At 59.4% G+C, this 15,415-nt stretch carries 10 protein-coding genes and 1 pseudogene; 4 read left to right on the top strand and 7 right to left on the bottom strand.

Translation table 11 applies throughout. The features are described from left to right. Positions 1-125: 125 nt before the first annotated feature. Positions 126-1,364: pseudogene (locus tag FH041_RS23190) on the bottom strand (chemotaxis protein); the annotation flags it as partial. 216 nt (positions 1,365-1,580) lie between these two features. Between FH041_RS23190 and FH041_RS05420 the strand changes: the two are divergent. Further along, on the top strand, positions 1,581-2,900 hold the full coding sequence (locus FH041_RS05420) for a Na+/H+ antiporter family protein (RefSeq protein WP_140174238.1): 1,320 nt from the start codon (positions 1,581-1,583) through the stop codon (positions 2,898-2,900). 11 nt (positions 2,901-2,911) lie between these two features. Here FH041_RS05420 and FH041_RS05425 read toward each other — a convergent pair whose 3' ends face one another. Further along, positions 2,912-3,910 carry a FecR family protein gene (locus FH041_RS05425; RefSeq protein ID WP_027914882.1) on the bottom strand — a complete coding sequence of 333 codons (999 nt, stop codon included), beginning with the start codon at positions 3,908-3,910 and terminating at the stop codon, positions 2,912-2,914. Positions 3,911-4,148: 238 nt separating this feature from the next. Between FH041_RS05425 and FH041_RS05430 the strand changes: the two genes are divergently transcribed. From FH041_RS05430 to FH041_RS05440, 3 genes are read left to right on the top strand one after another with little or no spacing between them, the layout of a single operon-like run. Beyond that, positions 4,149-4,622, top strand: coding sequence for a MarR family winged helix-turn-helix transcriptional regulator (locus FH041_RS05430; protein WP_027914883.1), 474 nt, complete (start codon positions 4,149-4,151; stop codon positions 4,620-4,622). A 30-nt stretch (positions 4,623-4,652) separates the two neighbouring features. Continuing rightward, positions 4,653-5,846, top strand: a complete 1,194-nt coding sequence (locus tag FH041_RS05435) for an efflux RND transporter periplasmic adaptor subunit (RefSeq protein ID WP_140174239.1) — start codon at positions 4,653-4,655, stop codon at positions 5,844-5,846. Further along, positions 5,843-7,375 (top strand): DHA2 family efflux MFS transporter permease subunit, encoded by a 1,533-nt coding sequence (locus FH041_RS05440; RefSeq protein WP_027914885.1) that lies wholly within the window; start codon positions 5,843-5,845, stop codon positions 7,373-7,375. Before FH041_RS05435 ends, FH041_RS05440 begins: the two co-directional genes overlap by 4 nt. A gap of 167 nt (positions 7,376-7,542) precedes the next feature. On the opposite strand, the gene FH041_RS22855 is transcribed toward FH041_RS05440, so the two are convergent. The 5 genes from FH041_RS22855 to icmH all read right to left on the bottom strand — a co-directional run bounded on the left by FH041_RS22855 (position 7,543) and on the right by icmH (position 15,332). Beyond that, entirely contained in the window at positions 7,543-8,739 is a 1,197-nt protein-coding gene (locus FH041_RS22855; protein ID WP_177438145.1) for a DUF6708 domain-containing protein, read from the bottom strand. Beyond that, a complete protein-coding gene (locus FH041_RS05450; RefSeq protein ID WP_140174240.1) occupies positions 8,739-11,348 on the bottom strand; it encodes a T6SS effector BTH_I2691 family protein in 2,610 nt (869 codons plus the stop codon). Before FH041_RS05450 ends, FH041_RS22855 begins: the two co-directional genes overlap by 1 nt. Further along, positions 11,336-12,238 carry a DUF4123 domain-containing protein gene (locus FH041_RS05455; RefSeq protein ID WP_082693207.1) on the bottom strand — a complete coding sequence of 301 codons (903 nt, stop codon included), beginning with the start codon at positions 12,236-12,238 and terminating at the stop codon, positions 11,336-11,338. The genes FH041_RS05450 and FH041_RS05455 overlap by 13 nt, the downstream gene beginning before the upstream one ends. Continuing rightward, positions 12,235-14,421, bottom strand: a complete 2,187-nt coding sequence (locus tag FH041_RS05460) for a type VI secretion system Vgr family protein (protein ID WP_140174241.1) — start codon at positions 14,419-14,421, stop codon at positions 12,235-12,237. The genes FH041_RS05455 and FH041_RS05460 overlap by 4 nt, the downstream gene beginning before the upstream one ends. Before the next feature lie 116 nt (positions 14,422-14,537). Continuing rightward, positions 14,538-15,332, bottom strand: coding sequence for a type IVB secretion system protein IcmH/DotU (icmH, locus tag FH041_RS05465; RefSeq protein WP_140175095.1), 795 nt, complete (start codon positions 15,330-15,332; stop codon positions 14,538-14,540). Positions 15,333-15,415: the final 83 nt, after the last annotated feature.

Genomic DNA, 15,415 nt, shown 5'->3' on the forward strand with positions numbered 1-15,415 from the left:
GCCGAGGACTGATCGGCCGTCGAGCGGGCGGCCTGTACCGACTGTTTCACCTCGGCGATGGTGGGCTGGAGTTTGTCCAGGAAGCGGTTGAACCAGCCCGCGAGTTCACCCAGTTCATCTTGCTTGTCGTAGGTCAAGCGGCGGGTCAGGTCACCTTCGCCACTGGCGATGTCCTTGAGCATGGCCGCCACGCCCAGTATCGGGCGAGTAACGCCCCGGGCCATCAGCCACACCATCAGCAGGCCAAAAATGGCTGCTGCCAGGCCTAGGCCCAGTTCGAGCAGGGTACCGCTGGTGTTGAGGGCGTCCAGTTCCTGCTTCAGGGCCTCGGCGGGCCCGGTCAGGGCGTTTTCGGGGACGTCCAGCAACACGCCCCATGGCTTGGCGTCCGGGATCGGGCGGAAGGCCGCGAGCACTTTCAGGCGTTGGCGGTCATTGATGATGGTCATCTTGCCGTCGGCCATCTTGGCCACCAGCTCCGCACCTTTGGTCGTGTCGATCTGATCGAAACGCTGGGAGAGCTTGCTGGCATCGGCACTGTAGCCTGCCAGCAAGCCCACCGGGCTGAGGATGCCGACGGTGGTGCGGCCTTCGTAGAGACTGCGGCTGGCCTGTTCGCTCAGGGCCTGCAGGCTGTTGAGGTTGATGTCCACCGACAGGGTGGCGATCGCCTTGCCGTCCACCACCAGCGGGAAGACGATGCTGGTCATCAGCACCTGCTGGCCATCGATGGCATAGAAGTAGGGTTCGACCACGCAGACCTTGCCCGATGTACGCGGGCATACCCACCAGGTGTTGGCAGGTTGGCCGCTGGGTCCAATGGACGTGTCGGCCATGTCGCGCTCGGGCAGGGCCATCGAGGTGAGCTGGCCCACGTGCGGTTGCGACCAGTACAGGGCGAAGCGCCCGGTTTCGTTGCTGCCGAGCTCAGCCTGGCCGGCGAACAGGCTGTCCTTGCTGTCCAGCGCATTGGGCTCGAACACCAGTGACAGGCCCAGCAGATCGGGGTTGGCCTGGAGCGCGGCGCGCACCTGCCGGGTCATGTCCTCGCGCAGGTCGAACGCATCGAGAAAGCGCTTTTCGGCCTGTTCGCGCAGGAACAGTACCTGCCTGGAAAAGCCTGCACCGTACTGGTAAGCATCCATGAATTGGCGGCGGATGTTCAGGGCCTGCACCTCGCCCTGGGATTCGATGCGCGACTGGGCCGATTCGGTCAGCATCTGCATGCTGCTGGCCTTGACCAGGTCCGAGCTGTGGTCCATCCGGTACAGGGACAAACCGATGAGCAGGGTGACGATGCCGGCCAGGCACAGGCCGGCCAGCAATGTGATTTTCCATTGGATGGAAAGTTGTCGCAGAGGCATGGGGCAGATCCCTTTTTATGACAAGTAAGGGTTAGGGCACGGGCGAGGCGGTTTCCAGCCCCAGGTGGGTATCGGCTCCTACAGACTTTTCTTTATTCAAACATTCAATTTAATCCGCTCGGTTGCGGGCAATCCGCCGTTGCCTGGCAGTTTTGACATCTGCCGTGCACTGCGTCAGAGTGCGCGCTTTTTTGTTCCCAGTGAGGTAAGCCCCCCATGAATGCAGTGATTGCCGCGGTCGGCATCATGCTGATACTGAGCCTGTCCCGCGTGCACGTGGTCATCGCCCTGATCGTCGGTGCCCTGGCAGGTGGGCTGGTCGGCGGCCTGGGTGTGCAAGGCACACTTGAAGCTTTCAATGGTGGGCTCGGCGGGGGGGCTACCGTGGCACTGTCCTATGCGTTGCTGGGTGCCTTTGCCGTGGCCATCGCCAAATCCGGCCTGGCGCATGCGTTGGCCGACCGGGCATTGGCCATGATCGACCGGCAAGGCCACGACCAAGGTGGCAGGGTCAAATGGTTGATGATCGGTTTGATGCTGGTGGTGGCCGTCTCGTCGCAAAACATTCTGCCCATCCATATCGCCTTCATTCCATTATTGGTGCCGCCGCTGCTCTATGTGCTGACCCGCCTGCGTATCGACCGGCGCCTGATCGCCTGCGTCATTACATTCGGCCTGATCACGCCCTACATTTTCCTGCCTGTGGGTTTCGGCAATATTTTCCTCAATCAGATTCTGCTGGCCAACGTGGCGCGTGCAGGGGTCGACATCACGGGTGTCAACGTTACCCACGCCATGGCCATTCCCGCCGCTGGTATGTTGGTGGGCTTGATAGTGGCGATGTTCGTCAGCTACCGAAAAAAACGCGACTACGACCTGGCGCGTATCGAGCAGGTCGAACAGGTGAGCGTGCGTTACAACCCGATGACGCTCCTGGTGGCCGGCATTGCAATCGTTGCCGCGTTCGTCGTTCAGCTGCTGGTGGACTCGATGATCATCGGCGCGATGGTCGGCTTCTTGATTTTCTCGCTGTCAGGCATCGTCAAGTGGCGCGACACCGATGATCTGTTCACCGAAGGTATGAAGATGATGGCCATGATTGGTTTCATCATGATCACCGCCTCTGGCTTTGCAGACGTCATGAAAGCCACTGGTGATGTGCAAAGCCTGGTCGAAACCTCGGCGCATTGGATCAACCACAGCAAAGGGACAGGTGCCTTGCTGATGCTGCTGGTGGGCCTGCTGGTCACCATGGGCATTGGCTCGTCGTTTTCCACCGTACCGATTCTGGCTGCGATTTTCGTACCGCTGTGCGTCCAGCTCGGCTTCGACCCTTTGGCGACCGTGTGTATCGTCGGTACGGCAGGCGCGTTGGGTGACGCAGGCTCGCCAGCATCGGATTCCACCCTGGGTCCGACTTCCGGGCTCAATGTGGACGGGCAGCACCATCACATCTGGGACACGGTGGTGCCGACGTTCATTCACTACAACCTGCCGCTGTTGGCCTTCGGATGGCTGGCGGCGATGACGCTCTAACAGCAGGGCACTCAGCGCTTGGCGGGCGGCGGCGAAATACGGTTGAGCACCGTGCTGCCGTCGTTGCTGCGGGTCAGATAGACCGGCAGCACCTTGGGCAGGTTGTTCACCAACTGGCCTACTTCCCGGGTGTTGTAGATGCCGCTGATACGAATCTGACCGGTACCGACATCGGCAAGCCTCAGTGGCTTGTCGAGGTAGCGGTTTATGGCCGGCAGTGCCTGTTCGAGGGTCAAGTTGTCGAGCACCAGTTTGCCGCTGCGCCAGGCCAGGGCGTCGGCGAAGTTGCTGTTTTCCAGCAACTGGGGCTCATAGTCGCCCTTGCGGTAGGTGGCCTGCATACCGGGGCCAAGCCGATAGCCCGCATTGCCCTCGCTGGATACCAGCACCGATCCTTCGACCAGGGTCACTTTGACCCTGTCCTGGTATTTCCAGACATTGAAGCGGGTACCTGTCACGCGGGTCTGGCCATTGCCTGCGCGGACCACGAAGGGGTGCGAGCTGTCGTGGTGGACCGTGAAGAAGGCTTCGCCACGCTTGAGCGTGACACGGCGCTGGTGCTTGAAGTTGAGGTAGGTCAGGTCGGTGTTCAGGTTGAGCTGCACCGTACTGCCGTCACTCAACTGCACGGTCTGCATGTGGTCCGTCGTTTCGACGTGCTGGTAGCGGTTGGGAACCCAGCCTTGCTCCCAGCCGATCCACCCCACCAGCGGCAGAGCCGCCAACGCGATGACGGCAGCGTAAGCCTGAGCGCGCCACCTGCGACCGCTGCGCCGCACCGGGGCAGGGTGCCCATTCGCTTGAACGGGACGCGGCAGCAAGTCGGCCGTGTACCAGATATCCAGCATGGCCTGGTATTCCTCGGCATGACGCGGATCGGCTGCCAGCCACTGGGCAAAAGCCTCACGCTCGGCAGTCGTGCAATCGCCTTCATGCAGGCGCATGCACCAGTGCGCAGCGGCGTCGGCCATGCTGTCATCGGTGTGGATAGTCGGGCGGTCTTGGTTCATCGCGGCTCCAGGTTTTGCGCATTCTAACGTTCCACCACCGCGTCGAGAAACACGGAAAGCCGCCAAACCCTTTCATTTCCCGGCCTTTTTCGGCAAAAGCCTTCAGATTTTTCGCTTTTGAGAACGCTTCGCGCCATGAATAAAGGCGCTCGTGTCACGTACATAGCAAGCTAATTAAGTCTTTGACATTCACTGCCTAGGCAGTAATATTTACACACACTTGTTCGAGCAATCATTCATGCCCCATTTCTCGCCAGACAATTTCGAGACGTGCGCCATCGGCATGCTGTTGGGCCGCGCGGCGCTTCTGAAGGATCGGATCCTCGACTGGCACCTGGAGTCCGAGGGCGTTACTGCCGCGCAGTTCAAGGTGTTGATCATCGTGACGCAGTACCAGGTCGATACCCCGGCGGAGGTCTGCCGCTACCTGGGCCTGGACAGCGGATCGATGACGCGCATGCTCGATCGCCTTGAGCAAAAGGACCTGCTGGTGCGTACCCGTTGCCCGACGGACCGCCGCGTGGTGCGCCTGGCGTTGACGGCCGATGGCCAGCGGCTGGCCGACCGTTTGCCCGAGATCGGAGCTGCCGCCATGAACGAGCTGTGTGGCGCCCTGGCGGCCGATGAGCTCAAAGACTTGGAGCGTCTGTTGGCCAAGGTACTGCTTGGCGCTGGCGATCCGCTGACGATCCGTCGCTTCGGTGATCGTTGAACCCCGTTTCCTTTATTCCAAGGTATTGTCATGGCTACTTCCTCAGACACCCCTGCACCCACCGAGGCACCCACCTCCTCGCGCAAGCGCAAGCTCTGGCTGATTGGCCTGTTGGTGCTGCTGATCCTCGGTGGGCTAGGCACTTGGGCCTGGTACAGCCTGGTTGGGCGTTGGTACGAGAGCACTGATGACGCCTACGTCAACGGCAACGTGGTCGAAATCACGCCGTTGGTGGCCGGTACGGTGACCAGCATTGGCGCCGACGATGGCGACCTGGTGCATGCCGGCCAGGTCTTGCTGCAGTTCGACCCGGCCGACAGCCAAGTGGCCCTGCAATCGGCTCAGGCCAACCTTGCGCGTACGGTAAGGCAGGTGCGCGGTCTGTACAGCAACGTCGATTCGCTCAAGGCTCAGTTGCAGACGCGTCAGGCTGAATTGCGCAAGGCCCAGCAGGACTTCAACCGGCGCAAGGTGCTGGCCGAAAGCGGCGCTATCGCCGGCGAAGAGCTTTCCCATGCGCGCGATGACCTGAGTGTTGCCCAGGCGGCGGTTAACAGTGCCCGCCAGCAACTGAGTACCAGTGCTGCTTTGGTCGATGACACCGTGGTGGCTTCGCACCCAGAGGTCATGGCCGCGGCGGCCGATCTGCGTCAGGCCTACCTGGCTCATGCGCGCACCACGCTGGTAGCGCCAGTGACCGGCTACGTTGCCAAGCGCAGCGTGCAGCTCGGGCAGCGCCTGCAACCCGGTACTGCCACCATGGCAGTGATTCCGCTTGACCAGGTGTGGATCGACGCCAACTTCAAGGAAACCCAGCTGCGCCAGATGCGCATCGGCCAACCGGTTGAGATCACTGCCGACCTGTATGGCAGCGATGTCTCCTACAGTGGCACGGTGGACAGCCTGGGTGCCGGCACCGGCAGCGCGTTCGCCTTGCTGCCTGCGCAGAACGCGACCGGCAACTGGATCAAGATCGTGCAGCGGGTGCCTGTGCGCATTCACTTGAACCCCGACCAGTTGAAGGACCATCCCTTGCGTATCGGCCTGTCCACGGTTGTGGATGTGGACTTGCACGACCAGAGTGGCCCGGCCCTGGCTCAGCAACCTGCGCAACAGGCGAGCTACACCACCGACGTCTACGATCGCCAGTTGGTCGAGGCGGACAAGCTGATCGAGCAACTGATCCGTGACAACAGCGCGCCTGGCAAGACGGCACAGCGATGAGCAATAACGCCGCCGCCCAGTTCACGCCGCCTAGCCTGCTGCTGACCACCATCGGCCTGTCGCTTGCCACGTTCATGCAGGTGCTGGACACCACCATTGCCAACGTGGCCTTGCCGACCATCTCGGGCAACCTGGGGGTCAGTTACGAGCAAGGGACTTGGGTGATCACCTCGTTCGCCGTGAGCAATGCCATCGCCTTGCCGCTAACAGGCTGGTTGAGCCGACGCTTTGGCGAGGTGAAGCTGTTCCTGTGGGCGACCTTGTTGTTCGTGCTGGCATCGTTCTTATGCGGCATCGCCCAGTCGATGCCGGAGCTTGTGGGCTTTCGGGTATTGCAGGGGGTGGTAGCCGGTCCGTTGTATCCCATGACCCAGACCTTGCTGATTGCGGTCTATCCCCCTGCCAAGCGGGGGATGGCGCTCGCACTCCTGGCCATGGTGACGGTCGTGGCCCCTATCGCCGGGCCCATCCTGGGTGGGTGGATCACGGACAGTTACAGCTGGCCGTGGATTTTCTTCATCAACGTGCCCATCGGCCTGTTCGCCGCTGCAGTGGTGCGCCAGCAAATGCGCGATCGTCCGGTGGTCACCAGCCGACAGCCGATGGACTACATAGGGCTGCTGACGTTGATCGTTGGGGTAGGGGCCTTGCAGGTCGTGCTGGACAAAGGCAACGACCTTGATTGGTTCGAGTCCTCGTTCATCATCACCGGTACGCTGATATCCGTCGTGTTCCTGGCTGTATTCGTCATCTGGGAGCTGACCGACCGGCACCCGGTGGTGAACCTGCGGTTGTTCGCCCACCGCAATTTCCGCGTGGGAACCATCGTCCTGGTGGGTGGCTACGCAGGCTTCTTCGGCATCAACCTGATCCTGCCCCAGTGGCTGCAGACGCAGATGGGCTATACCGCCACCTGGGCAGGCTTGGCCGTGGCGCCTATCGGGATATTGCCGGTAATCATGTCGCCATTCGTGGGCAAGTACGCGCATCGCTTTGACTTGCGGATTCTGGCGGGGCTGGCGTTTCTGGCGATCGGTAGCAGTTGCTACATGCGTGCAGGGTTCACCAGCCAGGTGGATTTCCAGCATGTGGCATTGGTGCAGTTGTTCATGGGCATCGGGGTTGCGCTGTTCTTCATGCCCACATTGAGCATCTTGTTGTCCGACCTGCCGCCCCAGCAAATCGCCGATGGATCAGGCTTGGCGACGTTCCTGCGCACATTGGGGGGTAGCTTTGCGGCTTCGCTGACGACGTGGATCTGGATCCGCCGGGCTGACCAGCACCATGCTTACTTGAGTGAGCACATCAGCCAGTACGAGCCGGCGACACGGCATACGCTTGAGCAGATGGGCGGGGCGAACCTGCACAACTACGCGCAGTTGGAGCAGGTGCTCAACGGGCAGGCTTACATGATGTCGACGGTGGACTACTTCATGATGATGACGTGGGTGTTCGCAGGGCTGATATTGTTGGTCTGGTTCGCGAAGCCGCCGTTTACGGCCAAGGCGGGGCCCGGGGGCGGGCATTGAGTTTGATTTGGGTTGCGTGACCGGTGTTTTGCTAAATACCGGAGCCCAGTGGGAGCGGTCTTGCCGGAGCGCCGGACCGACCTCGATGGGCCGCACAGCAGCCCTAAAGAGAATTTCATGGGGAGCCGATGTTTTTTGAGTCCGCGCTTCTGCTCTTCACTGCATCGTCATGGCTGATCATCACGGGGGGCTGCACGGGGCCTACTCATTTGGGCAGTCGAAGTTTCTACTTCGGTCTTTAGCCGCCGAGTCGAGGTGCGTTTCTTCCTCTCCGGGCGTTTACCTGGGCGAACGGCCCAGAGGTAAGCGTTTTCGCGTAACCGCTCTTGAATGGCCGGTGGATAGTCATTGACGGTGGTCAATGGCGGAACGGGTTTCCCGGGCAAACCGGCTTCACGAATGATCTTGGGCCAGCGCGGTTTCCAGCACAGCATCAGGCTTAGCCAATGGCCGGTGCCGATGATCAGGAAGGCGGGCGAGATCAAGACCAGGCCGAGTTTGATGATTCGAGAGGATTTTCGAAAGTAGTGGGTCAGGCCTTCGAATTGAGGGGTAAAGGCTTGCCAGGGCCAGGGGAAGTGCGAGGTCATAGGTGGGCGGGGCAGGTCCTCCGGGCCCTCGTCCATGAAGCGGCGGATGAACTCCCACTCGGATTGCAGCTCCGTGAAGTTGTTGGCGGCTTTGCCTACGAAGATGTGCTCCGGGTGAAGTGTTCCGGTAAAGGAGAGCGGCCACACGAGATCCAACGGAAGGCCCAAGCTACCGGCAGCCGCGTATCTTTTATCTGAGCCACTGGAGGTGATACCGTGCCAAGGGAGTGTGACGATGCCACCACAGTACGTTGGGCGATGCAGGTAAACCTGCTGGGTGATTCTATTGAAGCGTATTAGCATGTGCCGAGACGTGAACATCTCGAGTCGTGTGAAACGGAGTCCAAATTTCAAGTAGAGGCCTGACGCACATAAGCCTAAAGTAGCGAAGAGGGATGCCATGAGCAGGTGTTCACCATAAGGCTCACCGTTGTAGTTGAGTGATAGGCTAATGAGGGTTTTTATATCTTCCAAAGCAATCGCCGTCATCGCCAGTGAGTAGCCTATGACTGCAAGGGACACTAGGCTTATCAGTCCTCGCTTGTGTTCCCACATGCCGCAACGCATTTCCAATATATGGCGGCTGTAAACATAAATTGGCCCTCGACTTTTAGGGCTAGAGCTAGCCGATTTCTTGGCGGCTTCAAGCATCTCCTGGTCGTCGCTTTCATAAATAACCTTTATTTTTTCCTTCTTGTTTTGCTTTTCAAAAGCATCGCGCTCCTCTTTGTGTTCAATATAGGTCAGCCATGCTAGCCACTCCACGAAATACATTACATAACCCCACTTACGGAGTTCTGCAGAGCTTCAATTTCTTCTGCGTCATTGGCGAAGCCTTTCTCAGATAGGTGAAGGCGGAAACAGCATTTACGGCACCATTTTTCTAAAGCATCTTCATCGAAGAGCAATAAAGCACTACTGCTAGCGAGCACAACGATGCCCCCAACCCAGCCCAGCCGACTAAGCCAGATCATGGCAGCTCTATTCGCCGCCAAGTGTGAAGATGATTTTGAAAGCTTTGCGCTGAAATTACTAATATTAAAACTAGGTGCCTTGATTGATATCCATTTGAAAAGCTCGCTAGCCTGTGAAAATGCAACCCCTCCTTGCCCTGCGATTAATGCAAAAGTTGCGACTGTTCTAACAGCATAAGCTGCAGCTATTATTAATTTTGATTTTTGCCTTGCCTCCGCAGCATCTGAAATGTCCCACATGATACTGACGAGCCCTCCCACCGCTGCCAACCCAGCCCCCCACAGCCGATAGCGTCCCAGGCTAACTTGCGCGCCCCGCGCAGTAGCGCTGTTCGCACCAACACCTCTAAGCGTCACTTCAGTGCCCACTGCAAGCAGCTCCATCCCCGCAGCCGCACTGGTAAATGCAGCCGCAGTCACATCGCTCCAGAAGCGTCGATCCTTGTCCTCCCGTCTTCCTTGTAACAACAGGAGCCCGGCCTCCAACAGCAGTAATCCGCTGGCGATCCGCAAGCGATAGAACTGATTCCCGTGCACCCCGCGCAACGTCTCGGCATAAGCTCGATCAAGCCGGCGCACGATGGGGGCCGCGACGCGACCGGGCGAGGGCGTTTTACCGTCCAGCGCCTGCTCACTCAAGCGCAGTTCCACCGCTTGCTGACCCAGTGAGGCAATGAGGTAGGTGCTTAGGCGTCGGTACAGCAACCGATCAGTGCTGCCGGGTGCACCCACTGACAAGCTCTGTCGCCCAAGCTGCCCAAGCCAAGCCAACGCGCCAGCAGTGTTGATAGGGCTGTGTTGCGTGAGCTGGTCCAGATGGCTGTCCAGCCGGCTAAAGTGCGCGCCGAGCTCCTTGGCCTGTTTTAGGGCCATCTCCAGTTGAAGAATAGGGTCGCTACCCTGTGCCAGTGCGTCCAGCGCTGTGCGTGTCCGCCCAAGCACCTCTGCAATCTCACGCTGGTTGAGGACAAACGAGCGCAGCGCAAGGTTGTCAGGGGTTATATCGTCGGCGCGCCACCATTGGGCGAGCAATGCTGCGCCTGCTGGCACGCCTTCGAGGCCTATCACGCATAGGCCCGTTTGATGTGCAAAGCAAAAGCCATTGGTGAGGTCGCTCTCATCATAGTGGACAAGTGCGTCTACCAGTGCGGACGACTTCAACCACGTGAGGTGATCTGCCGCTCTGGACTCGGCGAGACGTTGTGCTTCGGCGCTCTGCGCCTCGAACGTCTCCAGGTGTCGATGCATACCTTGCAGGTTGACGAGTGGCAGGTAGCGGTCTTCGAAATGTTTGGCAAACTCGCCGTTCTCGGCAAGGATTTCGAGCTTCTGCCTCTCTTTTTCTACGTGTATTTCGAAGATGGCCTCTTTTTTCTGTTCCCAAAGTTCGGCCAGCCGCGACTGCGAACCCTGCATGACGTAGGCGAGACTGGCGCGTAGCGCCTTGTCATAATGACCGACCAACGCGGCAACCTTTCGCTCCGTGAATTGCTCATGCAGCTCGCTAAAGGCTTGAGCAACCAACACCTTCCGCTCGTTACTGGGGCCACCGTTCTCGGTACTGGCTTCCAGCCAATTCCTGAGGTGTTCCATGCCAGCGTTGCGCCAGGCATTGAGTTCCTGGGTAATGCCGATGGCGTCCTCCACCACCACGGCAACGCCCCGTGCTTCAGGTTTACTGCCCAAGGGACCCAGGGCTTGCCGTGCCGCCGCCAGCGAGCTGATGCTTGGTGTACTGAAGACCTGAGCGTCCAACAGCGTGCGCAACACGTCGTTGGATTCCGCGGCAAAGTCGGCGACAAGGTTCAACTGGTCATGACGTATCGTGTAGGGCCTGGGCATTGGGCAGCTGGGGCTGGCGAAGGGCGCTATGTCTACGGCAGGCAGCAGGTCGCGTCGACGCAGCAATTGCCGCTGCGCCGCGATGGTCAACGGATCGGGGCTGTAGAACAGGCGAAGCTCGAGCAAGTCGTCGAGATCATGAACCGTGAATGCCCAGGTCATAGCGCGCACGACATCCTGGAATGTGGAGATGCCAGGCGGTTTTGGCTCTGGATGTTCAGGGTCGAAGAGCGACAGGGCGCCGTTCGCGGCGATTCGGTAGGGAGGGTGAAGGCTGTATTGCCCACTGAGCCTGCGCTTTTCCATGACATACAGGAAACCTTCACGCAGCGGGCGAATGGCATAGTCCGCCTGATGCAGCGCGGCGGTGCGATGCGGGTGGCGCAGGTGTTGGGGCAGAGTAGGGAGCTGCTGACGCTGGTGGGGATTACCGCCCACGGCGGCATAGCGTAATGGCAGAACGGTGAAGGTGCGGGTGCATGAGACGGCGGGCCCTATGGATAAAGGGTCTTGCAAGGCTTCGCAGTTCTGCCGATTGATTTCCATCAGCATCTTCAGATCGAACATGAGGGCCCCTGGCGAATTAGACGGTGCAGGTGTGTTTGAAGGCGTTGATCAAGGGGCAAGCTTTGCTCGAGCGACTCCTTGACGGCGGTCTGCCAGATGGGCTCGAGTGTCAATCTGTCGCCAAGCAGGGCGAAATGGGTGACGTAGGTGATCAGGTCTTGCTGCTCGATGAACCCAGCTTCTCGCGCAGCCTTGAGGTATTTACGCACTCTCCCCAGGCGGACGCTGTGGCACTGTTTGGCTTGCCCACTGACGGTCAGCGAGGTTTTCAATTGATCGGCAAGGCGATGTTCGAGGGGGTCTACTGCCAGCGCTTCCCAGCACGCAGCGTCCAGCGTGAGGTCTTTGAGCGCTTGGGTGGCCGGCCTGTCGCCGCCCATCAGGCAGCCCCAAATTTCTTCATTGGCGTCCGGATAAGGCACCCACCAACTGTGGATCGGAGCGAACCATTCGACGAGTTCAGGCAGATCCTTACGGCCATGCAGCACGCGTAGGCAGTGTTCGGTGTGATAACGCAGTAAATAACGTTGCCCGTCAGGTCCCAGCACGGTATTGGCTTGCGCCAGGTGCGAGGCCAAGGCAGCAGTGGGCAATGCGCTGACGATCCAGCCGCATATGGCATCGGCTGCTAACTCGTTCAATTGCCAGAAAAGGTTGGATTGGCTTTGTACTGTAGCCTTGCCTTTGACGGCATACAAACCGATGCCGCACTGACGCACGTTGCTAAATTCGGCTTGTTGCATCAGGGGGTGCAGTATTCTGTGCTCACGTGGGACAAGGCGTTTTAACTGTTCAGGGCCTAATGTGGAAAGTTCGAGAACGGCGCTAAGTTGGTAGCGTTCTGCTTGTCGCAGAGGAAGAAAAAGTTTTTTGGACAAGGTGTTTGTCATGACGGGTTCCCCTCCAGGCGAACGACATTCCGACCTTCTGTGATTGCTTTCAATAAACAGCTGATGCAGATGGCTTCACCAGGTGTTGGCGTGGCACGGATGGCCAGGTCATGTGAACGCCCTGTTGGGGTTTGTGCGACCGGGCCTTTGATGTTGATTGCAATGGCGTCAATGGTAAGGCCGCTGCCGTCGAGCCTTAATGTTGCGCCGGGTGCCCTGATGGTCAGGCTTTCTGATGCCTGGAGCTCCAAGACTTGCGTCCCTTGGCGAATCGCTTGCCCTGCCCGTAGCTCGACATGACCGGCGACGTGTTGCTCCAGGTGGCCGCCAATTTCTATCGAATGATTGGCTGTGGTCTTGTCATAGCGATTGTTACCGACTTGCTCCGTACGATCTTGTGCCACGTTGAGCACGCGATGACGTCCGATCTCAAGTACATCATCCTGGCCGATCTGGCAGTGATGATCTTTCCCAACGTTCAAACGTTGATCGTTGCCCACGTCCTCGTGTCGGTCATGACCGATATCGATGTGCTCATCCCGCGCTACACGTTCACACCTGTCGTTCCCAATCTGCGTCGTCTCATCGTGCTTGACCACATTGTTCTGATCCCTTTCGGCATGGATGAACACCTCCTGGCGTCCCAATTCATCCTCGAAGCGCAGCTCATTGAAGCCGTCACCCTTGTGGGTCTGGCTCTTGATGGTCATGCGGGTCTTGTGTTCAGGCAGGTCGTAGGGCGGCAGCTGATTGCCACAGTACGTGCGCCCGGTGATCATCGGCTGGTCAGGATCACCGTTGACGTACTGGATGATCACGTCCTGGCCGATTCGCGGAATGGCCATCGAGCCCCAGCTGCCACCGGCCCAGCCTTGTGACACCCGCACCCAGCAGGAGCTGAATTCGTTGTTCTCGCTCTCGCGATCCCAGGGAAAGCTGACCTTGACCCGCCCCCACTCATCGCAATAGATCTCTTCGCCCTTCGGCCCGACCACGGTAGCCATGTGCGGGCCGTCAATGCGCGGTTTTGCCAGAGGCGAGGGTCGCCATTCGATCCTGCCGGGGACCAGGACGGCGCTCAGCGCGTACTGCGTGCTCTGCTCGGCATTGGTCGCCTCTTCCTGCAGGCTGGTGAGCTGGCTGCCTTGGTGAGTGACCGTGTTCACCCGCCAGTGCGCATTGAGGTCGCGTCTGGGGTGACCGGTCAGCGTGAAGCTCAGGCCCGGTTGCAGGCGCACATCATCACCTTGCACGTGCGCCAGCCGCACATCGTGACGCAACGCCATGACCCGGTTTTCCGTGAACGGTTTACCTACGGCATCGCGCTTGTAGCGCCCTGGATAGTCGAAATACTCGTAGTCCCTGGATTGGTGCTCCAGGAACGGGCCCGTGGCCCTGTGTTCCTGGCGGTAGGCCGGGTTGGTGAAGGTGTAGTCACGCTGAACCTGGCTTGCCGTGCGAACCTGTTCGCTGTAGTTCAAGCGGCGCAAGCAAAAAACCGGTTGGTCCCCACCGCTGTTGGCGTGGTACAGGACGGTATGGGCGCCCAAGGGCTGATCGTCCCCGTGAAAGCCATCGTCTTCATCGTCGGCAGTGACGGCGCCATGGCTGATCAACCCCAGTGACAGCAGCCGATCGGTGATGATCAGCGTGTGCTGTTTTTCACTGTGGGCGAAGCGATAGACGAAGCCTTCTTCGGCTAAAAGGCGTGCGATGAACGCCAGGTCCGTCTCGCCGGCCTGAACGCAGAACTCGCGGACCTGATGGTCCAGGCTGGCGTGGATTTCGTACGGGTCGATGCCTTGGCGCTTAAGCATCAGCGCCAGTATTTGCGGCACGTTCTTGTGTTGGAAGATACGCCAGTTCGAGCGCAGGCCGGCGCGGGCCAGGCGTGGCTCGACCAGCGCATGATAGTAGGTGCGGTGGAAGCCGCTTTCAGCCTGGGTGAAACGGCTGACCAACCCGTGCACGTAGCGCACGGGACGCGCGCCGTTCCAGAGGGTGAACAGCACCGGCTTGTCGAGCAAATGGCCGAAGTCGATGTCCTGTTCGTGGCTGATCAGCTGCAGTTCGAGGGTGAATGGCTGACTGATGCCTTCATTGAGTGTGAACGACACCACTTCGAATTCCGCATCGCCAACCAGGGGTTGGAAGCTGTAACGCAGGTCAGATTGGCGAGGCATAAGCGATCCTTGTCTGCCGGTCGAGATTCAAACTATCCAGGTAACCCTGGCTGCCAGGGGCACGCCAGTGGGGTCAGGCGATCCGGTTGCGCCAGTTGTTGGCGTCTTTCTGCAACTCACTGCTGCAAGATGCCGTTCAGCGAACCCAGCACCTCAGTGGTAATCAGGTGCAGCCGGTAGCTGTAGATGCTGTAGGCCACGGCCATGGCCCCGGCAGATACCAGCAATGGGCTCCACGACGGCCATTGCCGGCGCATGCGTAAGTTACGGGGAGTCACATGGGGGTAGGGATCGCACACGTGTTCTGGCGTGGGTCCGCGCAGTTCACGGATGGTCCCGTGGAGTTGGTGGATAAGGGCGTTCAACGACGCCTCACCGTTCGGCGCAATGGCGTACCTGCCCTTGAGGCCCAGGCACAACGCGAAGTACATGAACTCCAATGCATCCAGATAACGCTTGGGTTCTTGCATCAGGCGCGAGAGCACGGTGAAGCACTTTTCCCCACCCCAGGTTTCGTCGTGGAAGATGCTGAGCAGGGGTTCCTGGCTCCAGCAACTGGCTTTGCCCCAAGGCCGTTCAATGACTGCACCATCGATGTACAGACACAGGCCGTAGGAGTACGCGAGCAACTGAGCGTGCTCGTAGCCGTGCTGGCGCATTTCTTCCCTGATGGTGTGGATCTGGTTGCGTACCTGTTGATGCACGGCCTTGATGTTCGGCAGTGAGTTCAGTGTGCGCAGGCGAATCACCAGGCCGAACAGGGGAGCGGCGGCATCCAGCATGGGGTTGGCATAGCCGCCGCGTAGTTTAAAGTCGGGGTCGGCGCGGTAACCCTGCGAAGGCATTTGTGCCTGTGCGCGCGTGTTGGGGGCAGTAACGGATCTTCCTGCCGCCGTTCCTGGCTTAGCCATCGCATCGAAAAGGCCCGTGTTGTCATCCTGACGATCGTTACTCGCATTCCTCATCTCACCAACTCCTCTTTGCCTGGAACGAT

Origin of the sequence: Pseudomonas sp. SWI7, from assembly GCF_006351945.1 — a bacterium.
Classification (GTDB): Bacteria; Pseudomonadota; Gammaproteobacteria; order Pseudomonadales; family Pseudomonadaceae; genus Aquipseudomonas; species Aquipseudomonas fulva.

Bases quoted from the DNA above. Each gene is read 5' to 3' on its own strand.
- FH041_RS05420 (WP_140174238.1), top strand. From the start codon at position 1,581: ATGAATGCAGTGATTGCCGCGGTCGGCATCATGCTGATACTGAGCCTG.
- FH041_RS05450 (WP_140174240.1), bottom strand. From the start codon at position 11,348: ATGTTCGATCTGAAGATGCTGATGGAAATCAATCGGCAGAACTGCGAA.
- FH041_RS05425 (WP_027914882.1), bottom strand. From the start codon at position 3,910: ATGAACCAAGACCGCCCGACTATCCACACCGATGACAGCATGGCCGAC.
- FH041_RS22855 (WP_177438145.1), bottom strand. From the start codon at position 8,739: ATGTATTTCGTGGAGTGGCTAGCATGGCTGACCTATATTGAACACAAA.
- FH041_RS05435 (WP_140174239.1), top strand. From the start codon at position 4,653: ATGGCTACTTCCTCAGACACCCCTGCACCCACCGAGGCACCCACCTCC.
- FH041_RS05430 (WP_027914883.1), top strand. From the start codon at position 4,149: ATGCCCCATTTCTCGCCAGACAATTTCGAGACGTGCGCCATCGGCATG.
- icmH (WP_140175095.1), bottom strand. From the start codon at position 15,332: ATGGCTAAGCCAGGAACGGCGGCAGGAAGATCCGTTACTGCCCCCAAC.
- FH041_RS05460 (WP_140174241.1), bottom strand. From the start codon at position 14,421: ATGCCTCGCCAATCTGACCTGCGTTACAGCTTCCAACCCCTGGTTGGC.
- FH041_RS05440 (WP_027914885.1), top strand. From the start codon at position 5,843: ATGAGCAATAACGCCGCCGCCCAGTTCACGCCGCCTAGCCTGCTGCTG.
- FH041_RS05455 (WP_082693207.1), bottom strand. From the start codon at position 12,238: ATGACAAACACCTTGTCCAAAAAACTTTTTCTTCCTCTGCGACAAGCA.